The sequence below is a fragment of the Micromonospora sp. NPDC005220 genome (assembly GCF_040607895.1).
In the GTDB taxonomy this organism is placed as follows: Bacteria; Actinomycetota; Actinomycetes; order Mycobacteriales; family Micromonosporaceae; genus Micromonospora.
The window spans coordinates 28,916-47,511 of the sequence record NZ_JBEXHP010000003.1 but is presented as its reverse complement, the minus strand read 5'-3'; the positions used below and the strand labels follow the sequence as shown (position 1 = coordinate 47,511).

Below are 18,596 nucleotides of genomic sequence, written 5' to 3'. Positions count from 1 at the left end.
GCTAGTGCCCGGTCGGAGCGGGCCGGAACGGAACCCGTGCCTTGGGCCGGGCCCGACCGTCCGGCGCCGGTCGGCATAGCCTGGCCGGATGAGCGGTTGCGTGTTCTGCGGCATCGTGACGGGCGAGGTGCCGGCGTTCCGGGTGGCCGACACCCCGGACGGGGTGGTGTTCCTGGACACCCGGCCGGTGTTCAAGGGACACGTGCTGGTGGTGCCCCGGGTGCACCTGGTGACCCTGGCGGAGTTGCCGGCCGACCTGCTGCCCGGCTACTTCGCGATGGTTCAGCGGCTGGCGGTGGCGGTGGAGACCGCTCTCGGCGCCGGTGGGACGTTCGTGGCGATGAACAACAAGGTGTCCCAATCGGTGCCCCACCTGCACACCCACGTGGTCCCGCGGACCAAGGGCGACGGGTTGCGTGGCTTCTTCTGGCCGCGCACCCGGTACGCCGACGACACCGAGGCCCAGACGTACGCGGACCGGGTCGCCGCGGCGCTGCCCGGTTTGGCCTGACTCACTCGCCCGCGGGTAAGGAAGCAGGGCCCTCCGGTGTTGCACGCTGCGAGCGGTACGAGAGGAGATCCCCACCGTGTTTTTGCGCCGTATGAACGCCGAGATGGTCACGCCCGACCAGGCCCTGCCGGGCCGCCCGATCGCCATGCCGGTCGCCGACCGCCACGAGGTGCTGGGCACCCCGTTGAAGGGCCCGTTCCCTGAGGGACTTGAGGTCGCGGTCTTCGGCATGGGCTGTTTCTGGGGCGCCGAGCGACTGTTCTGGACGCTGCCCGGCGTTTACACCACCTCCGCCGGCTACGCGGGTGGCATCACCAAGAACCCGACGTACGAGGAGACGTGCTCCGGCCGGACCGGGCACGCCGAGGTCGTCCAGGTGGTGTACGACCCCAGCAGGATCAACTATGCGGACCTGCTGAAGGTCTTCTGGGAGAACCACGACCCGACCCAGGGCATGCGCCAGGGCAACGACGTGGGCACCCAGTACCGCTCGGCGATCTACACCACCACCGACGAGCAGCGGACCATCGCCGAGTCGTCCCGGGACGCGTTCCAGCCGATCGTGACGCGGGCCGGCAAGGGTGAGATCACCACCGAGATCGCCCCGCTCGGCAGCTACTACTTCGCCGAGGACTACCACCAGCAGTACCTGGCCCCGACCAAGAACCCGAACGGGTACTGCAACCACGGCCCGAACGGGCTGAGCTGCCCGGTCGGCGTCGCCCGCGTCGGCGGCTGACCACCTGCGGACACACGTGATGCCCGGCTGCCCAGGAGGTGGTCGGGCATTCCCGTACGGCCCTGTGATCGAAATCCGTTGCCGGGCCTGACGAGAACTCGATAACGTGGCCGTACACGTGAAAGGAGGTGGTCCAGACTTGTATAGCAATCGGACTCGTGAGGTGGCTGTCAGCTAGCCGCTGTCCTCGACAGTGATCGGTCCGCCGCGAGGCGGGCAACAGCACCATCGTCGAGACCGTGTGGCAGCGGTGCGGCGAATCCACGACAGCCACCCGACCCCCGGGGTGCCGGCCAAGTCCAGCCGGCCCGCGCGAAAGCGCGGAGCACCCCGGGGGTCGCTCCATATCCGCGGGAGTGGCGATGTCCATGCGCGAGCTGGTGGTGCTGGGTACGGCCAGCCAGGCGCCGACCCGTCAGCGCAACCACAACGGGTACGTGCTGCGCTGGGACGACGAGGTGATCCTCTTCGACCCGGGCGAGGGCAGCCAGCGTCAGCTCCTGCACACCACGGTCACCGCCACCGACCTGACCCGGATCTGCGTCACCCACTTCCACGGCGACCACTGCCTCGGCCTGCCCGGCACCATCCAACGGCTCTCCCTGGACCGGGTGGCGCATCCGGTCGCCGTGCACTTCCCCGCCGGTGGCGCCGAGTACTTCGCCCGGCTACGGTACGCCACTTCCTTCTACGAGACCGCCGAGCTGCGGGTCGAGCCCATCGAGGCGGACGGGCAGCGGATCGCCCTACGCTGCGGCACGCTGGAGGTACGCCGGCTCCGGCACCCCATCGAGACGTACGGCTACCGGCTGGTCGAGCCCGACGGGCACCGGATGCTGCCGGAGCGGCTGGCCGCGTACGGCATCACCGGGCCGGCCGTCGGCGAGCTGATCCGCGTCGGGCACCTGGACCTCGACGGCCGCCGCGTCACCCGCGACGAGGTGAGCGTGCCCCGGCCGGGGCAGCGGTTCGCCTTCGTGATGGACACCGGCCTCTGCGACGGCGTCTACGCCCTCGCCGAGCACGCCGACCTGCTGGTCATCGAGTCGACCTTCCTGGAGTCGGAGGCCGCGCTCGCCGCCGAGGTCGGCCATTTGACCGCGGCGCAGGCCGCCCGGGTGGCGACCGAGTCCGGGGTACGACGACTCGTGCTCACCCACTTCTCCCAGCGCTACCCTGACCCGCGCCGGTTCCACGACGAGGCGCGCGCGCACTTCGACGGCGAACTGGTCATCGCCGAGGATCTGACCACGGTGCAGCTTCCACCGCGCCGGGTAGCCTCGGCTGGGTGACCATCACGCTCCGCCCCGCGACCGACGGCGACCTGATGGCGGTGGGAGCCCTGCACCAGCGCTCCCGGGTCGCCGCGTACTCCGCCTTCCTGCCGGCCGAGGCGCTGGCCGACCCGACACCGGAGGCGATGGGTCGGTACTGGGTCGAGCGGTGGCACTGGGAGCGGGACACCCACCGGATGACAGTGGCCGAGCGGGCCGGGGCGCTGGTCGGGTTCAGCCACCTGGGCCCCGACGACGAGGACGACCCCGCCACCGGGCTGCTCAACGCGATCCACCTCGACCCGGCCGAGCAGGGCCGCGGCGTCGGGCGCGCCCTGATGGTGGACGCGTTGGACGCGATGCGGGCGCGGGGCTGGCGACGCGCCGCGCTCTGGGTGCTCAGTGAGAACGCGCACGCCCGCTCGTTCTACGAGCGCGGCGGCTGGACCCGCACCGGAGCGGAGCGCGAGGAGCACATCGGCACGGCCCTCACACCCCAGCTGCGCTACGCCCGCCCGCTCTGAGCATTCCTCGCCCGCGCACCCTTTGCTCTGCTTACCAATATGCACCGGCGGCGGGTGGCTGCGTGGGTGGCGCAGTGGCGCAGTGGCGCAGTGGCGCGGGTGGCGCGGGTGGCGCGGGTGGTCGGGCGGTGGGTGGTGGGTGGTGGTGCGTATAGGTAAGCAGAGCAAAGGACACTCCTCGCCCGCTCGGTGCCCCGCCCGCCGGCAGACGGGGCACCGGGACGGGACTCAGTGGGCGCCGAGGTGGGACAGCAGGTCCTGGCGGGTGAGGACACCCTTGGGCTTGCCGTCGACCAGCACCAGGGCCGCGTCGGACTTCTCCAGCATGCCCACCGCCTCGCTCACCGGCTGACCACCACCGATCATCGGCAGCGGGTCGCCCATGTGCCGCTCGATGGTGTCGTGCAGGTGCGCCTGACCGGTGAACAGCGCGTCGAGCAGGTCCCGCTCGGCGATCGAGCCGGCGACCTCACCGGTCACCACGGGCGGCTCGGCCTTGAGCACCGGCAGCTGCGAGACGCCGTACTCGCGCATGTAGTCGATCGCGTCGCGAACGGTCTCGGTCGGGTGCACGTGCACCAGCTCGGGCAGCCCGCCCGGCTTGCTGGCCAGCGCGTCGGCCACCGTCGGCTCGGCGCCGGAGTTGTCCAGGAAACCGTACCGGGCCATCCACGAGTCGTTGAAGATCTTGGAGAGGTAGCCTCGGCCGCCGTCCGGCAGCAGCACCACCACCACGTCGTCCGGGCCGGCCTTGCGGGCCACCTCCAGCGCGGCGACCACGGCCATCCCGCAGGAGCCCCCGACCAGCAGCCCCTCCTCGCGGGCCAGTCGCCGGGTCATCTCGAAGGACGCCTTGTCGGAGACCTCGACGATCTCGTCGGCGACACCCTGGTCGTAGGTCTCCGGCCAGAAGTCCTCGCCGACGCCCTCCACCAGGTACGGCCGGCCGGTGCCGCCGGAGTAGACCGAGCCCTCCGGGTCGGCCCCGATGACCCGCACCCGGCCGTCGGAGGCCTCCTTGAGGTACCGGCCGATGCCGGAGATGGTGCCGCCGGTGCCGACGCCGGCCACGAAGTGGGTGAGCTCGCCGTCGGTCTGCTTCCACAGCTCCGGGCCGGTGGTCTCGTAGTGCGAGCGCGGGTTGGCCGGGTTGCTGTACTGGTTGGGCTTCCAGGCGCCGGGGATCTCCCGGGTCAGCCGGTCGGAGACGTTGTAGTAGGAGCGCGGGTCCTCCGGCGCGACGGCGGTCGGGCAGACCACCACCTCGGCACCGTACGCCCGGAGCACGTCCTGCTTGTCCTGGCTGACCTTGTCGGGGCAGACGAAGACACACCGGTAGCCCTTGAGCTGGGCCACCAGGGCCAGCCCGACACCGGTGTTGCCGCTGGTCGGCTCGACGATGGTGCCGCCCGGCTTGAGCAGGCCGGCGGCCTCGGCGTCCTCCACCATCCGCAGCGCGATCCGGTCCTTCACCGAGCCGCCCGGGTTGACGTACTCCACCTTGGCCAGCACGGTGGCCTGGATGCCCTCGGTGACGTTACGCAGACGCACCAGCGGGGTGTTTCCGATCATGTCGACGACGTTGTCGTAGTACTGCACGGTGTGCCCTTCGTTGCGGCGCCGACGGTGGGCGGCCGGGAAGACGTTTCCTCGTCGCCCAGCGTACGTGTCGTCAGGGCACCAGCCCCCCGGGGATGACCGAGCTGCGGCGGGACTCCCACTCCAGGAACCGGTCGGTCTCGGCGAGCACGCTGCCGGCCAACCAGGTGATCATGACCGCGTCGTCGGCCAGCCCGAAGATCGCCAGCGGGATCTCCGGGAGCAGGTCGATCGGCGAGACGATGTACGCCGTCGCCGCGGTCATCAGGGCCAGCCGGAGGCCGCCGTCGTACTCCCCCTTGGTGGTGGCTCGGATCATCCGGGGCAGCGCCGCCAACCGCGTACCGATCGACGGCCCGTTGCGCGCCCCGGCCGCCAGGGCCCGCGCCAGGGCCGTGAACGCCGCGCTGCGCTTCAGTGTCTTACCCATCGTCTTACCCATCGTCGCGCTCCTCTCCGCCGGATCAGCGTGGCGGGTCGGCGCAAGTCGACCGGCCTCTCCCACCCAGGTACCCCGTCGCGTCGGTTTCCAGGCATCCGGGTGCCATCACGACGACAGCGGTGTGTCGGGCCGACGCGATAATGTCGCGGTATGGGGGTGGCACGTTCCGTCGTACCCGGTGATGAGCGCTGGCGGCAGGCCCGGCGGTTCGTCCGGCTGGCAGCCATCGGGACAGGCGCCACCGCGGCGGCCGCGGTGGCGACCGGCGGGGTGCTGGTCGGCCAGGCCCGCCAGGCTCGACGGACCATCCCGATGGCCGAGGCGCCACCACCCCGCTGCGACGGGATGTACGGCGCGAAGTTCCCCGGTCCGGCGCTCACCATGGTCGTGCTCGGTGACTCGTCGGCGGCCGGCTACGGGGTGTACCGCCGGCGGGAGACACCGGGCGCGCTGCTCGCCACCGGTCTGTCCCGTCGACTGCACCGGCCGGTGCAGTTGCACCGCTTCGCGGTGGTCGGGGCCATCTCGGCGGCGCTGCGTTACCAGGTGGAGGCGGCACTGGAGTGCCGGCCCGACATCGCGGTGATCCTCATCGGCGGCAACGACATCACCAACCGCACCCCGCGCGGCCTGGCGGTGCGCTACCTGGTCGAGGCGGTGCACACCCTGCGCGACGCGGGGTGCGAGGTGGTCGTCGGCACCTGCCCCGACCTCGGCGCGATCCGCCCCATCCAGCCACCCCTGCGCTGGCTGGCGCACCGCTGGAGCCGCCAGCTCGCCGCCGCCCAGACGGTGGCCGTGGTCGAGGCGGGCGGCCGGACGGTCTCCCTCGGTGACCTGCTCGGCCCCCGGTTCGCGGCCGAGCCGACCCGGATGTTCGCCTGGGACCGGTTCCATCCCTCCGCCGAGGGATACGCGATGGCCGCCGCCGCGCTTCTGCCGACGATGCTCTCCGCTCTCGGCGCGACCCCGGAACGACGGGCCACACCGACGCGCGCCGAGGGCGTACGGTCGCTGCCGAAGGCCGCGCAGGAGGCGGCTCGACACGCCGGCACGGAGGTCAGCGGCGTCCAGGTCCGGGGCCGCGACCGAGGGCCGGCCGGCCGGTGGGCGCAGCTGCGCCGACGGGCGTTCTTCGGTGTCGGCGCGGTGCCGCAGCACGGGTCCGCCCCGGACACCTCGACAGTGGAGGGACTGGCATGAACGAGCGCAGCGCGCGGAGCGTGACCTCCGGCGTCGCCGGCCGACTGGGTCGGGCGGCGGCGTTCTCGCTGCTCGCCGGCACCGTTGGCGGCGCCGCCGTCCTCGCCGGTGAGGCGTTCGTCGCCCGGCACCGACGCTACGCCCAGCCGGAGCTGGGGCTGGCCCTGCGCGCCACGATCGGCCGGGCGGGCGCTGCTCCGCTGCGCCTGGTGCTGCTGGGCGACTCGTCGGCACTGGGCGTGGGGGTCGACCGTCTGGAGGACACCATCGGCGGCCAGTTGGCCCACCTGCTCGCCGAGGGCCCGATCGGCCGCCGGGTGCAGCTGTCCAGCGTCGGCGTCTCCGGGTCCCGCTCGACGGACCTCGCCACCCAGGTGGCCCGTGCCCTGCTCGGTGAGCGGCCCGACGTGGCGTTGATCCTGATCGGCGCGAACGACGCCACCGGGCTGCGCCGACCCTCCGACGCGGCGGCCTATCTCGGCGCGGCGGTGCACCGACTGCGGGAGGCGCGCGTCGAGGTGGTGGTGGGCACCTGCCCCGACCTCGGCGCGGTGCGAGCCATCGCCCCTCCGCTGCGCCAGGTGGTCGGCTGGTCCGGGCGTCGGGTGGCCCGCGCGCAGACCATGGCCGTGCTGGAGGCGGGCGGTTCGGTGGTCGACCTGGCCACCGAGACCGGGCCGGTGTTCCGGGCCGACGCGGGGACGCTCTGCCAGGACGGCTTCCACCCCTCCGCCGACGGCTACCGGGTGTGGGCGCACGCGTTGCTGCCGGCAATCGTCGCCGCGGCGGCGGCCACCACCCGCCGCTAGATCGTCGCCGGCCAGGGGTGACATTTCCCGCCGCGTCCGCTTCTTCCGCGCCATGTTACCGGCGGGTTAACGTTGGCCCATGCCGATTGAGTCGTCCCGCGACGCTGTCATCGTCGCCACCGCCCGCTCCCCCATCGGCCGGGCGCACAAGGGGTCCCTGCGCGACGTCCGCTCCGACGACCTCGCCGCCACCATCGTCCAGGCCGCGCTGGACAAGATCCCCGCGCTCGATCCGACCACGATCGACGACCTCTACCTCGGGTGCGGCCTGCCCGGCGGCGAGCAGGGCTTCAACATGGCCCGGGTGGTGTCCACCCTCCTCGGTCTGGACACTGTCCCCGGCGCCACGCTGACCCGCTACTGCGCCTCCTCGTTGCAGACCACCCGGATGGCGATGCACGCGATCCGGGCCGGCGAGGGCGACGTGTTCGTCTCCGCCGGTGTGGAGATGGTCTCCCGCTACGCCCGGGGCAGCTCCGACGGGCTGCCGCCCGAGGCGCAGGCCCTGGTTGGCGGCGGCTGGGAGAACCCGCGCTTCGGGTCGGCCGGCGAGCGCTCGAAGCGCCGCGCGCAGGGCGGCGCCGAGGTGTGGACCGACCCGCGTGAGGCCGGCGAGCTGCCCGACATCTACCTGACCATGGGGCAGACCGCAGAGAACCTGGCCCAGGTGTACGACGTCACCCGCGCCGACATGGACGAGTTCGGCGTACGCAGCCAGAACCTCGCCGAGAAGGCCATCGCCGACGGCTTCTGGGCCCGGGAGATCACCCCGGTCACCACGCCGGACGGCACAGTGGTGAGCACCGACGACGGGCCCCGGGCCGGCGTCACCCTCGACGCGGTCGCCGGCCTGAAGCCGGTGTTCCGCCCGGACGGTCGGATCACCGCCGGCAACTGCTGCCCGCTCAACGACGGCGCGGCAGCCGTGGTGGTGATGAGCGCCCAGCGGGCCGAGGAACTCGGGCTCACCCCGCTGGCCCGGATCGTCTCGACCGGTGTGACCGCCCTGTCGCCGGAGATCATGGGTCTCGGGCCGGTCGAGGCGTCCCGGCAGGCGCTGCGGCGAGCCGGCATGACCATCGACGACGTCGACCTCGTCGAGATCAACGAGGCGTTCGCCGCGCAGGTCATCCCCTCCTACCGCCAGTTGGGCATCCCGGAGGAGAAGCTGAACGTGATGGGTGGGGCCATCGCGGTCGGTCACCCGTTCGGCATGACCGGCGCCCGGATCACCGGCACCCTGCTCAACGCACTGGAGTGGCACGACAAGACCATCGGTCTGGAGACCATGTGCGTGGGCGGTGGCCAGGGCATGGCCATGGTGCTCGAACGGCTCAGCTGAGCCGAGCTGCCCTCAGAGCGCGCTGCGGGTCGCCGTCACCTCGGCGGCGGCCCGGGTCAGCGCCTCGTCCCCCGGGTCGGCGGCCAGCAGATCCGCCGTGACCACTCGCAGCTGGTCGGGCAGGGCCAGGTCGTTGTCGAGCCGGGGCACCACCCGCCGGGGCTCCGCTTCGGCGTCGGCGGCCAGGTTGGCGATCTCCTGCACCAGGCGGTGCACCAGGTCGGCGCGGGACACGTTGCCGGCGGTCGCGGCCGCCGCCCACCGGGGCTGCTGCCAGTGCGCGATCTGACGGACCAGCAACTGCACGGCCTTGTCCAACTCCGCTGCGCTCATCGCCGCCGAGTCTACGGCCGCCGCCGACCCCACCTGGTCGGACCGGTCAGCGGCGTAGGTAGCTGAGCAGCCGCAGCAGCTGCCAGTACAGGAACACCAGCCCGGTGAGCAGGCCGAACGCGCTCAGCCACGCGTACCGACGGGCTCGACCGTCGCGCACCGAACGCTCGACGAGGTCGAAGTCGAGGATGAAGCTGAACGCCCCGGCGATGATGGCCACCACCGAGAAGGCGTACGGCAACCAGCCGACCTCCCCGCTGACGCTGTAGATCTCCAGGCCCGGCCGCCCGGAGATCAGATACGACACCAGGTTGACCACGCTGAGCACGGCGATGCCGAGCAGGGTGCCGATCACCAGGCGGGCCAGCCGGGGCGTCGCCCGGATCACCCGGGCCCGGTAGAGCGCCGCCATGCCGAGGAAGACGCCGAAGGTGCCGGCCACCGCCTGCACCACGATGCCCGGATAGACCTGCTCGAAGGTACGGCTCGCCACCCCCAGCAGCAGACCCTGAAGGATGGCGTAGCCGACGATCGGCACCGGGTTGGTGATCGCCCGCAACGAGATGACCAGGACCAGCGCGATCGAGGCGAGCGCACTGCCGGCCAGCGCGGCACCCAGCCACACGGCGTCGGGGAACACCGCCCAGGACACCGCCGCGGTCACGCCGGTCACCAACAGCAACCCGACGGTACGGACCACCACGTCGTCGACGGTCATCGGCTCGACGTCACGGGCGCCGAGCACCCGGGCCTCCACCCGGCCGGTCTCGTCCAGCCGGTTGAGCACCGGGTTGTTGCTGCGCACCGTCGCCTCCTTCGCCCGCGTACCCCCTCTGTCACTCTGCCCGGGGCGGCCAGGCGGCGGCGGGCAAACGGCGCGGACGACGGCGCCCGCCCCCACCGGAGTGGGGACGGGCGCCGGTCGGCAGTGCGGACGAGGTCAGTCGTCGCCCTGGAAGTAGCTCAGCAGGCGCAGGATCTCGATGTAGAGCCAGACCAGGCTGACCAGGATGCCGAACGCGGCCACCCAGGAGTAGCGCTGCGGCAGGCCCATTCGGACGCCGTCCTCGATCTCCTTGAAGCTGAGCACGAAGCTCAGCGAGGCGACCACGATGCAGACCAGGCTGAAGCCGATGGCCAGCGGGCTGCCGTCACGCAGACCGGTGTTGACACCGAACAGCGCCAGCACCAGGTTGATCATCATGACGGCGAAGAGGCCGACCATCACCGCGATCATGCCCTTGACGAAGGCCGGGGTGGCCCGGATGACCTTCGCCTTGTAGAGCATCGCCATCAGGAAGAAGATGCCGAAGCTGGCCGCGGCGGCCTGGAGCACGATGCCGTCATAGCGCGTCTCGAACGCCTTGCTGACCATGCCTACGAAGACACCCTCGACGACCGCGTACGCGATCACGAGCGCCGGGTTGGCCATCCGGGAGAACGAGATGATCAAGCCGAGGACCAGGCCGACCACCGCCGCGCCGATCCAGGCCGTACCGACCAGCGCGTCAGGCACGAGCACCCAGGCGGCCGCGGCGGTGATGCCGAGAATGCCGAGCAGAGCGACTGTCTTGACGACCACGTCGTCGACTGTCATGGGCGCCACGGTCGGCGGCGCGGCCGGGTAACCGGCCTGGGACGGGTACTGCTGGGGAATGCCGGGCTGTCCGTACGGCCCGGCCGGGGCGTACCCGGCGGAGCGCTCCCGCTCGGCCGCTTGGCCGAGCCGGGCGAGCACCGGGTTCGAGGTCTTCACTGTCTGGCCTCCCTCAGGGGGTCGTTTGCACGTGAACGTGCCCTCCAAGAGTAAACGGCGCAGCCAAGTCCTGGTGATCACGAATGAGAATGCGTCTGAGTGACAGGTGCCCGGGGCGGGGGTCGAACCCGCACGCCTTTCGGCAGCCGCTTTTAAGGCGGCCGTGTCTGCCTTTCCACCACCCGGGCGGGTGGCACCGGCGCGCCGACACGCACCGTGCAGTGTCACCGTAGCCGGTCTACGGCGACCCGGCGTACCCCGTCGGCCTGGCCACATTAGGGTCGATGCCGTGAGCAGCGCAGCCCCCACGGCCCCCGACGCCGCCCCTGATCAGGCATTCCGCCTCGCCGATCAGGTCAACCGCCGCCCCCGGGCCACCCGGCTGCTGGCCGCCGTGCGCCGCCACCGGGCGGACCTGCTGGCCGCTCTGCTCTTCGCGGTGCTGGCCGGCTGGCTCACCCACGGGCTGTGGCCCGACCCGGGCGGCCGCACCCTGGCGCTCAACCCGGAGGACCAGACCCTCTACGAGTGGTTCCTGGCGGTGGACGCCCGCGCGTGGCTCGGCCACTTCGACCTGCTCACCGATCGGCTCAACGCTCCCGACGGCGTCAACATGATGGCCAACACCACGGTGATCGCACTCGGCGTCCTCCTCGCGCCGGTCACCCTGCTGCTGGGCGCACCGGTCACCTTCGCGCTGCTCGCCGCCGCCAACCTCGCCGGCACCGCCCTCGCCTGGTACCTGCTGTTCCACCGGACGCTGCGCGCCCGCAGGGTGGCCGCCGCACTCGGCGGCGGGCTGTGCGGATTCGGACCCGGCATGGTCTCGCAGACCAACAGCCACCTGCACATGACCGCCCAGTGGCTGGTGCCGGTGATCATCTGGCTGGTGGTCCGACTGCTACGGGCCGCCGACCCGCGGCCCGGAACGCCGGACGGGACCGGCCGTACCCGACCCACCGGGCCGGATCGTCGGCGGCTGTTCACCTCGGCGGCGGGGCTGGCCGCCGCGGTCACCGTGCAGGTCTTCATCGGCGAGGAGGTGCTCTTCCTCGCCGCGGTCACGCTGCTGGTGATGGCGATCAGCTACGCCGTGGCGGACCGGGACCTGGCCCGCCGGGCGCTCCCCGGCTTCGCCGGCGGGTTGGCGATCGCCGCCGGGCTCGCCCTGCTGGTGCTCGGCTATCCGCTGTGGTTCCAGTTCGCCGGGCCGCAGGGAGTCGCCGACGGGATGTTCACCCCGGCCTACTTCTCCGCCGACCTGAGTAGCTGGTGGACAGTCTCCCCGCTGTCGGTGGCCGGCAGCGCCGAGTCCGCCCGGCTGACCACCGGCCCGGCCGAGTACAACACGTTCCTCGGCTGGCCACTGCTGCTGGTCGCCGCGGTCTGCGCGATCCGGGCTGGGCGACGCCGGCTGGTCCTCGCCTGCGTCGTGGCGGGTCTGGTGATGGGGGCGCTCTCGCTCGGCCCGGAGGTGGTGCTCGGCGGCACCAGGACGGCGATTCCCGGCCCGTACGCCCTGATCGGAGGGATGCCGGTGGTGGACGGGGCGTTGCCGATGCGGTTCGCGCTGGCGGTGCTGCCGATCGTCGCGACGCTGCTGGTGCTCGCTGTCGACCGGGCGCTGCGCAGCTCCGGGCGGGCCCGGCGGCTGGTGCCGCTGGCCGTCGGCGTGGCGCTGCTGCCGATCTTCCCGACCCCGCTGCCGACCACCGGGCGACCGGCCGTGCCGGAGTTCATCGCCGGCGGCCACTGGCGGCAGTGCGTACCGCCGGGCGGGGTGCTGGTCCCGGTGCCGCTGCCCACCCCGAGGGAGCCCTGGCCGATGCGCTGGGCGACCGCCGCCGACGCCGGTTTCGGGCTTCCGGAAGGCTTCTTCATCGGCCCGTACGGCAGGGGCGGCACCGCGGCGATGGGCACCTTCAAGCAGCCCACCTCCGCGCTACTGGCGGATGTCGCCCGGCGCGGCGACCAACCGGCCATCGGCGACGAGCAGCGCCGCCAGGCCGCCCGCGACGCGGACTTCTGGGGCGCCTCCTGCGTCGCCCTTACCGACGACGCCCCCCACGCCGAGAGCCTGCGCGCCACCCTGGAGCAGCTCTACGGCCCACCCACCCGAATAGCCGACGCCTGGACCTGGCGCGTCTGACCACGACGTGCGCGTCGGCAGCGGATGTGACAAGGGGCCCCTTCCTACCATTTCCGGTAGGAAGGGGCCCCTTGGTGCAGTTGGTGGTCAGACGCGGGGCGCGCCGACGGGCTGGGACGCCTCGGCGAACTCCTCGCGCGGGTCGTGCAGCTGACCCAGGGCGACAACCTCACGCTTGAGGAAGAACGCCAACGACCAGTCCACCACGACCCGGACCTTGCGGTTGAACGACGGGATCCGGCTCATGTGGTACGTCCGGTGCATCACCCAGGCCGGCCAGCCGGTCATCTTGATCCCGTACACCTGGGCCACGCCCTTGTGCAGGCCGAGGCTCGCCACGCTGCCGACGTGCTTGTGCTTGTAGTTCACCGGCTCACGGCCCCGGATCACCGCCGCGATGTTGTCGGCCATCCGGGCGGCCTGGCGCACCGCGTGCTGGGCGCTCGGCGAGCAGAAGTTGCCCGGCTCCTTCGTCAGGTCCGGCACCGCGGCGCAGTCGCCGGCGCTCCAGGCGCCCTCGACCACCTGGTCACCGTCGACCACCTGGAGGGTGGGCAGGCAGGTGATCCGCCGACGGTCGTCGCGCGGGAAGTCGGTCGAGTCCAGCATCGGCGACGGCTTCACGCCGGCCGTCCAGACGATCGTGTCGGAGCGGAAGCTGTCACCGTCGGAGAGCTTGACCACCCCGTCGACGCAGGACTCGAGCCGGGTGTCCAGCCGGATGTCCATGTTCCGCTTCAGCAGCTGCTGCACGGTGTAGGCACCCATGTCCCGGTCGACCTCGGGCAGCACCCGCTGGGTGGCCTCGACCAGCACCCAGCGGACCTCGTCCTGCTTGAGCTCCGGGTAGTAGCGCAGGGCGTCGCGAGCCATGTCCTCCATCTCGGCGAGCGCCTCGATGCCGGCGTACCCACCGCCGACGAAGGTGAAGGTCAGCGCCGAGCGGCGGACGTCCGGATCCGGCGTGGCGGCCGCCACGTCGAGCCGATCCAGCACGTGGTTGCGCAGGTAGATCGCCTCACCGATGGTCTTGAACCCGATGCCGTGCTCGTGCAGGCCCGGGATCGGCAGGGTGCGGGAGACCGAACCCGGGGCCACGATCACGTGGTCGTAGGTGATCTCCCGGGCCGGGCCGCTGATCGGCTGCACGGTGGCCACCTTGCGGTCGTGCTCGATCCGCGTGACCGTGCCGGCCACCATCTTGCATCGGCGCAACTCCCGCCGCAGCGGCACCACGGAGTGCCGCGGGGAAATGTTGCCCGCCGCCGCCTCGGGCAGGAACGGCTGATAGGTCATGTGGGGTTGGGGGTCAACCACCATGACCTCAGCCTCACGGGAGCTGAGCTTCTTCGACAGGCGCAGCGCGGCGTACAGACCGACGTGCCCGGCACCAACCACAAGGATCCGCTTCGGATTCACGTCGTCTATCTTTCCCCGGCCGGCTCAGGTAATCCCGCTCGCGCCCCCCATCTGTGACGTGGCACAACCCATGTGACCTGCGTAACCCTCAGGTCGCAATGGTCACCGCCGCCGCAACAGCCAGCCCAGCAACGCGGCCGTCCCCACCGCCACCAGCAGCCCCAGCACGGTGACCCACTGGTACCCGGCTCCCCCACCCTTCCCCGCCGCCTGCAACAGCAGCACGCCGAGCACGGCGGCACCCAGCAGCACGGCGGCCGACCGCACCAACCAGCGGGTGATCAGCTCCGGGTCCACCACCGCGTCGTAGGGCAACAGCGCGGCCAGCGCGCAGAGGGTGTGACCCAGATAGAGCAGGGCCGCGACGGCGAGCAGCCGCCAGAGGGCGACCGGACGGCCGTACCCGTCGGTGGCGAGCAACCAGCCGCCGACCGTGACCAACGCCGTGAAGGTCGCCCAGACCCGGCGCGGCCCGAAAGCCGGCAACAGGGCGGCGACCGCCAGGAACAGGATCGGCCGGCCGGACAGCACCTCGGCGGGGAACGCCAGGGCGAACCCGGCAAACACGATGACGAAGATCGCGGCCCGGACCAACAGCGGGGCCACGCTGATCCGAGCGACGGCGTACTGCGCCGCCCGAACCCGCTCCACGACGGCGTTCATCACCGGCCACCCACCCTGGGGGCCGTCGCCAACCGCGCCACGTCCCGCAGCACCTGGTCCAGGCTGCCGGCGCCGGCCCAGCGCACCACCGGCACGCCGTGCTCCCGCAGCTGTCCGATCATGATCTCCCGATCCAGGCGCCACAGCCGGTACGCCACCTCGGCCCAACCCCGGTCCTTCGGCGGCGCCAGGTCGGCCGGCAACGTGTCGACCGCCACCACGAACCGCCCGCCGCGGGCCAACCGGGCGAGCATCTGCGCCGACCGCTCGTCCAGCAGCGGGGTGAGCACCACCACCAACGCGTCCGAGGAGAGCAGCTGCGGGCCGAAGACCTGGTCGTACGGCTCGTGCGCGGACGCGTGCACCCGGACGTCGAGCAGCCACTCCAGGACGGTCAGGTACTGCCGCCGCCCGGCGGCCGGCCGGAGCCGGCGGGCGGCCGGCCCGTACTCCAGCAGCGAGACCCGGTCACCACGGTGCAGGTAGTGCTCGGCGATCGCGGCGGTGGCCCGGACGGTGGTGTCCAGCACCGAGGCGGCGCCGTCCACCCCACCGGAGCGGCCCGCCTCGGCGAGCACGTCGAGCAGCACCACCACCTCCGCGTCCCGGTCGGAGAGGGTGGCGGCCACGTGCAGCTGCCGGGCCCGCAACGAGACCCGCCAGTCGATCCGGCGCAGCCGGTCCCCCGGGGCGAAGACGCGTACGCCGGCCAGTTCGCCGCCCTCGCCGGGTCGGCGGGAGTGGTGCGCCCCGACCAGACCGGCGGCGCGGGGCATCGCCTCGACCGCCTCGAACGGCTCGGTACGCGGGTACACCCGCACCCGGACCGGCTCGGTGATCACCGCCCGGGAGACCAGCAGACCACCGGCCGTGGCGACCCGGGCGCCGGCGGGGCCGATCGGGTGCCGGCCCCAGCGCAGGGCGTTGCCGGCCAACTTCAAATCCACAGCGGCGCCGATCGGCACCGAGGTCACGAACGGCCGGTCCGCGACGGAACGCCGCCCACCGTTGCCCGGAGCCGTCGCACCGGTCGCCGGGACGGCGCTCGGCTCCCCGTCGTCGACGGCCTCGTCAAGGGCGAAGCCGGCCCGGTCGATCCGCAGCCACGGCGACACCCGGGAACGCATCACCACCAGGTCGTAGTCGATCGTGTCCGGGTTGCCGACGCTCACCGCCGCCGTCACATCGCCACCCTCGACCAGCGGACCGCCGTCACCCTCGGTGATCCACACCTGGGGCAGTGCCGTGGGCCGGCGACGCAGCGCGTACGCGGTGCCCAACGCGAACGGGGCGGCGAGCACGATCAGGTCCACCCTGCCCAGCAGCACGCCGGCCACCAGCAGCAGACCGGCGAGCAGCACCGCGCGGCCGAGCGCCGGGGTGGGCGCCCAGCCGGCAGCCGGTTCCGCTTCGGTGTCCCTCGGCACGGTCGGTCCGGTCATCAGTGCCGGGGCCCGCCGGCGGCGTAGCTGGGCAGCGCGCCACTGGCCGGGGCGGGGGTCGCCTCCAGCACCTCGCCCACCACGAACGCGGGATCGACCCGGCGCAACCACATCTCCGGGCGCAGAGTGATCCGGTGGGCCAGGCCGGGCGCCGCCACCGACTTGACGTCCTCCGGCACCACGTAGTCCCGTCCCGCGAACACCGCGCGGACCCGGGCCAGCAGCAGCAGCGCCAGCGAACCGCGCGGTGAGGCGCCGACCAGCACCGACGGGTGCTCCCGGGTGGCCGCGGTGAGCGACACGATGTAGCGGCCGATGGAGTCCTCCACCACCACGTCCTCCAGGGCGGCCTGCATGGCCCGCAAGGTTGCCGCGTCGACCACCGGCTTGATGTCCGCCTCCTCCCGGCGACGGCTCATCCGGCGGCGCAGCACCTCCCACTCCTCTTCGTGCTGCGGGTACCCGAACGAGACCCGCAGCAGGAACCGGTCCAGTTGCGCCTCGGGCAGCGGATAGGTGCCCTCGTACTCGATGGGGTTGGCGGTGGCCAGCACGTGGAACGGCTCGTCCAGCTTGTAGGTCACCCCCTCCACCGACACCTGCTTCTCCTGCATCGCCTCCAGCAGCGCGGACTGGGTCTTCGGCGGCGTCCGGTTGATCTCGTCGGCGAGGAGCAGGTTGGTGAAGACCGGGCCGGCCCGGAAGGTGAAGTCGCCGTTGCGCTGGTCGTATAGGAACGAGCCGGTGACGTCGGCGGGAAGCAGGTCGGGGGTGAACTGCAACCGCCGGAAGTCCAACCCGAGCGCCTGGGCGAACGAGCGGGCGGTGAGCGTCTTACCGAGCCCCGGCAGGTCCTCCAGGAGCACGTGCCCGCCGGCGAGGATGCCGGCGAGGACCAGCTCCAACGCGTCCCGTTTGCCGACCACGACGGTGCCGACCGCGTCCAGGACCGCCCGAGCCAGGTGCCCGACCTCGGCGGGGGCAATGCTCCGGTCCACGTCGTTCATCAGATGCTCTCCAGTTCGGCGACGATCACCGCGAGGTCGCGCGGCGACGGGGTGCGGCGAGGCGGGGTCTCCAGGAACGTCCACAGGCGGTCACCCAGCAGGACGCGGGCGCGGGCGGGATCCGACTCACGGGTGACGCCGTGCTTCAGACGCATCCGCTCGTCGGCCAGCTCACCGATCCGGGGCAGCACCGTCCCGGTGAACCGTTCGGGTCGGCTGGAGGACCAGTCCAGGGGCCGTTCCCACTGGTTGATCGCGCTGCGCAGCGCGTCCCGGGCACCCCAGTTGTAGCTGCCGTCCTCTTCGCCCGTGCCGACCCGGCCACCGCCGGGCGGCGGGGGCGGCGGCGCGAGCAGGGCGGTGACCCGGCGGACCGCCAGCACGGCGAGCACCCCGGCGATCAGTACCGGCAGCGAGACCTGGAGTCCCACCGCGCGGAGGCCGACGAGCAGGACCGCGACCAGCGCGGCGGCCCAGGCGAGGAAGCGCAGCACCGGACGCCACCGGGAGGCGCGCGCCTGCGGACCGACCGGCGCCGCCTCCTCCTCGAACGCGAGCAGATCGTCGATGCTGGTGCTGCTCATGAGACCACCGCCGCGGTGAGTTCTCCGCGCAGCCGGCGAAGCGCCGCGCGGGCCTGGTCGCGGGTGCGTTCGCCGACCGGGTGGGTGGCGTACCGGGCCTCCCGGTAGACGTGCGCGAACTCGGCCAGCACGTCGGTGCTGGCGATGGCCGGCACACCCGCCGCCGGGTCACCCTGCAACAGCCGGCTGACCAGGTCGGTGGGGGTGTCACCGGCGAGCCTCGGCACACCGGCCGCGGCGGCGGTCTCCTCCAGACGCACCCAGCAGGCGATCACCGCCACCCGGGGGTCGGTGTCCCGGTCGTCGAGCTCCACCAGGCCGGCGTCGAGGGCGGCGACCACCTCGCGGGCGGTGCCTTCGGCGGTCTGCCGGGCCCGCTGCGCCGGCAGTGCCCGGGTGGTGCGGCGCAGCGCACCCCGGATCAGGATCCAGCAGAGGTAGCCGAGCGCGGCGAAAATGGCCAGCCCGAGCAGGACAATCGCGACAGTCGCGATCCACTGCGGGATGTGCGCCTGGGTGGCCTCGCCGGCCTCGCGTGGTTCGATCGGGATGGACGGCGACGGCTCGACTGTCGGGTACTCGGGAACCCAGGGGACGTTGTCCGCGGCCGGCGGGATCCGGCTGGCCCCGATCGACGAGTGCGCGGACGCCAGCGCGGCACCGGCCAGCAGGGCGGCGACCACGCCGACCGGCCACCACCGGCGGAGCAGGCCGGACACCGGACGCAGCACACCCGGCTCGGCGGACGGTGCCGGTGTGGGCGGGCGGGTTCCGTCTGTCATCGCCACCACCCCACGCGT

19 protein-coding genes and 1 tRNA gene are annotated in these 18,596 nt (G+C 72.5%); 8 read left to right on the top strand and 12 right to left on the bottom strand.

What is annotated here, in order from left to right; translation table 11 throughout:
- The first annotated feature begins 88 nt into the window (after positions 1-88).
- The 4 genes from ABZU52_RS02195 to ABZU52_RS02180 all read left to right on the top strand — a co-directional run bounded on the left by ABZU52_RS02195 (position 89) and on the right by ABZU52_RS02180 (position 3,048).
- A complete protein-coding gene (locus ABZU52_RS02195; protein WP_354969271.1) occupies positions 89-511 on the top strand; it encodes an HIT family protein in 423 nt (140 codons plus the stop codon).
- A 76-nt stretch (positions 512-587) separates the two neighbouring features.
- Complete coding sequence (gene msrA / locus ABZU52_RS02190; protein ID WP_354969270.1) at positions 588-1,250, top strand: peptide-methionine (S)-S-oxide reductase MsrA; 663 nt, start codon at positions 588-590, stop codon at positions 1,248-1,250.
- 362 nt (positions 1,251-1,612) lie between these two features.
- Positions 1,613-2,542 (top strand): ribonuclease Z, encoded by a 930-nt coding sequence (locus ABZU52_RS02185; RefSeq protein WP_354969269.1) that lies wholly within the window; start codon positions 1,613-1,615, stop codon positions 2,540-2,542.
- Positions 2,539-3,048 (top strand): GNAT family N-acetyltransferase, encoded by a 510-nt coding sequence (locus tag ABZU52_RS02180; RefSeq protein ID WP_354969268.1) that lies wholly within the window; start codon positions 2,539-2,541, stop codon positions 3,046-3,048. Before ABZU52_RS02185 ends, ABZU52_RS02180 begins: the two co-directional genes overlap by 4 nt.
- A 228-nt stretch (positions 3,049-3,276) precedes the next feature.
- On the opposite strand, the gene ABZU52_RS02175 is transcribed toward ABZU52_RS02180, so the two are convergent.
- Together ABZU52_RS02175 and ABZU52_RS02170 are read right to left on the bottom strand one after the other, a co-directional pair.
- The gene (locus ABZU52_RS02175) at positions 3,277-4,647 is read right to left on the bottom strand and encodes a cystathionine beta-synthase (RefSeq protein ID WP_354969267.1); all 1,371 of its coding nucleotides are present in this window, start codon (positions 4,645-4,647) and stop codon (positions 3,277-3,279) included.
- A gap of 73 nt (positions 4,648-4,720) precedes the next feature.
- A complete protein-coding gene (locus ABZU52_RS02170) occupies positions 4,721-5,077 on the bottom strand; it encodes a YkvA family protein (protein ID WP_354969377.1) in 357 nt (118 codons plus the stop codon).
- Positions 5,078-5,239: 162 nt separating this feature from the next.
- Here ABZU52_RS02170 and ABZU52_RS02165 point away from each other — a divergent pair, with 162 nt between their 5' ends.
- From ABZU52_RS02165 to ABZU52_RS02155, 3 genes are all read left to right on the top strand, one after another.
- Positions 5,240-6,292 carry an SGNH/GDSL hydrolase family protein gene (locus ABZU52_RS02165; RefSeq protein ID WP_354969266.1) on the top strand — a complete coding sequence of 351 codons (1,053 nt, stop codon included), beginning with the start codon at positions 5,240-5,242 and terminating at the stop codon, positions 6,290-6,292.
- Positions 6,289-7,101 (top strand): SGNH/GDSL hydrolase family protein, encoded by an 813-nt coding sequence (locus ABZU52_RS02160; RefSeq protein ID WP_354969265.1) that lies wholly within the window; start codon positions 6,289-6,291, stop codon positions 7,099-7,101. The genes ABZU52_RS02165 and ABZU52_RS02160 overlap by 4 nt, the downstream gene beginning before the upstream one ends.
- Before the next feature lie 79 nt (positions 7,102-7,180).
- The gene (locus ABZU52_RS02155; RefSeq protein WP_354969264.1) at positions 7,181-8,443 is read left to right on the top strand and encodes an acetyl-CoA C-acetyltransferase; all 1,263 of its coding nucleotides are present in this window, start codon (positions 7,181-7,183) and stop codon (positions 8,441-8,443) included.
- 12 nt (positions 8,444-8,455) lie between these two features.
- Here ABZU52_RS02155 and ABZU52_RS02150 read toward each other — a convergent pair whose 3' ends face one another.
- The 4 genes from ABZU52_RS02150 to ABZU52_RS02135 form a co-directional block, all read right to left on the bottom strand.
- Positions 8,456-8,776, bottom strand: a complete 321-nt coding sequence (locus ABZU52_RS02150) for a hypothetical protein (protein ID WP_354969263.1) — start codon at positions 8,774-8,776, stop codon at positions 8,456-8,458.
- 46 nt (positions 8,777-8,822) lie between these two features.
- On the bottom strand, positions 8,823-9,581 hold the full coding sequence (locus ABZU52_RS02145) for a Bax inhibitor-1/YccA family protein (RefSeq protein WP_354969262.1): 759 nt from the start codon (positions 9,579-9,581) through the stop codon (positions 8,823-8,825).
- Between the two features lie 135 nt (positions 9,582-9,716).
- Positions 9,717-10,532, bottom strand: a complete 816-nt coding sequence (locus ABZU52_RS02140) for a Bax inhibitor-1/YccA family protein (protein WP_354969261.1) — start codon at positions 10,530-10,532, stop codon at positions 9,717-9,719.
- A 107-nt stretch (positions 10,533-10,639) separates the two neighbouring features.
- Positions 10,640-10,720 (bottom strand) — tRNA-Leu (locus tag ABZU52_RS02135).
- A gap of 101 nt (positions 10,721-10,821) precedes the next feature.
- Here ABZU52_RS02135 and ABZU52_RS02130 point away from each other — a divergent pair.
- Complete coding sequence (locus ABZU52_RS02130) at positions 10,822-12,681, top strand: hypothetical protein (RefSeq protein ID WP_354969260.1); 1,860 nt, start codon at positions 10,822-10,824, stop codon at positions 12,679-12,681.
- Positions 12,682-12,768: 87 nt separating this feature from the next.
- Here the strand turns inward: ABZU52_RS02130 and ABZU52_RS02125 are convergent, their stop codons facing one another.
- The 6 genes from ABZU52_RS02125 to ABZU52_RS02100 all read right to left on the bottom strand — a co-directional run bounded on the left by ABZU52_RS02125 (position 12,769) and on the right by ABZU52_RS02100 (position 18,578).
- Complete coding sequence (locus ABZU52_RS02125; RefSeq protein ID WP_354969259.1) at positions 12,769-14,100, bottom strand: NAD(P)/FAD-dependent oxidoreductase; 1,332 nt, start codon at positions 14,098-14,100, stop codon at positions 12,769-12,771.
- 102 nt (positions 14,101-14,202) lie between these two features.
- Positions 14,203-14,763 (bottom strand): hypothetical protein, encoded by a 561-nt coding sequence (locus tag ABZU52_RS02120; RefSeq protein WP_354969258.1) that lies wholly within the window; start codon positions 14,761-14,763, stop codon positions 14,203-14,205.
- Entirely contained in the window at positions 14,763-16,205 is a 1,443-nt protein-coding gene (locus ABZU52_RS02115) for a DUF58 domain-containing protein (protein WP_354969257.1), read from the bottom strand. Before ABZU52_RS02115 ends, ABZU52_RS02120 begins: the two co-directional genes overlap by 1 nt.
- Positions 16,205-17,212 (bottom strand): MoxR family ATPase, encoded by a 1,008-nt coding sequence (locus tag ABZU52_RS02110; RefSeq protein ID WP_354969256.1) that lies wholly within the window; start codon positions 17,210-17,212, stop codon positions 16,205-16,207. Before ABZU52_RS02110 ends, ABZU52_RS02115 begins: the two co-directional genes overlap by 1 nt.
- On the bottom strand, positions 17,212-17,796 hold the full coding sequence (locus ABZU52_RS02105) for a hypothetical protein (RefSeq protein WP_354969255.1): 585 nt from the start codon (positions 17,794-17,796) through the stop codon (positions 17,212-17,214). The genes ABZU52_RS02110 and ABZU52_RS02105 overlap by 1 nt, the downstream gene beginning before the upstream one ends.
- Positions 17,793-18,578, bottom strand: coding sequence for a DUF4129 domain-containing protein (locus ABZU52_RS02100; protein WP_354969254.1), 786 nt, complete (start codon positions 18,576-18,578; stop codon positions 17,793-17,795). Before ABZU52_RS02100 ends, ABZU52_RS02105 begins: the two co-directional genes overlap by 4 nt.
- Positions 18,579-18,596 lie beyond the last annotated feature (18 nt).

Excerpts from the sequence above, each read along its gene's own strand:
- ABZU52_RS02195 (WP_354969271.1), top strand. The coding sequence starts at position 89 with ATGAGCGGTTGCGTGTTCTGCGGCATCGTGACGGGCGAGGTGCCGGCG.
- ABZU52_RS02185 (WP_354969269.1), top strand. The coding sequence starts at position 1,613 with ATGTCCATGCGCGAGCTGGTGGTGCTGGGTACGGCCAGCCAGGCGCCG.
- ABZU52_RS02170 (WP_354969377.1), bottom strand. The coding sequence starts at position 5,077 with ATGGGTAAGACACTGAAGCGCAGCGCGGCGTTCACGGCCCTGGCGCGG.
- ABZU52_RS02165 (WP_354969266.1), top strand. The coding sequence starts at position 5,240 with ATGGGGGTGGCACGTTCCGTCGTACCCGGTGATGAGCGCTGGCGGCAG.
- ABZU52_RS02160 (WP_354969265.1), top strand. The coding sequence starts at position 6,289 with ATGAACGAGCGCAGCGCGCGGAGCGTGACCTCCGGCGTCGCCGGCCGA.
- ABZU52_RS02155 (WP_354969264.1), top strand. The coding sequence starts at position 7,181 with ATGCCGATTGAGTCGTCCCGCGACGCTGTCATCGTCGCCACCGCCCGC.
- ABZU52_RS02150 (WP_354969263.1), bottom strand. The coding sequence starts at position 8,776 with ATGAGCGCAGCGGAGTTGGACAAGGCCGTGCAGTTGCTGGTCCGTCAG.
- ABZU52_RS02120 (WP_354969258.1), bottom strand. The coding sequence starts at position 14,763 with ATGAACGCCGTCGTGGAGCGGGTTCGGGCGGCGCAGTACGCCGTCGCT.
- ABZU52_RS02115 (WP_354969257.1), bottom strand. The coding sequence starts at position 16,205 with ATGACCGGACCGACCGTGCCGAGGGACACCGAAGCGGAACCGGCTGCC.
- ABZU52_RS02110 (WP_354969256.1), bottom strand. The coding sequence starts at position 17,212 with ATGAACGACGTGGACCGGAGCATTGCCCCCGCCGAGGTCGGGCACCTG.
- ABZU52_RS02105 (WP_354969255.1), bottom strand. The coding sequence starts at position 17,796 with ATGAGCAGCACCAGCATCGACGATCTGCTCGCGTTCGAGGAGGAGGCG.
- ABZU52_RS02100 (WP_354969254.1), bottom strand. The coding sequence starts at position 18,578 with ATGACAGACGGAACCCGCCCGCCCACACCGGCACCGTCCGCCGAGCCG.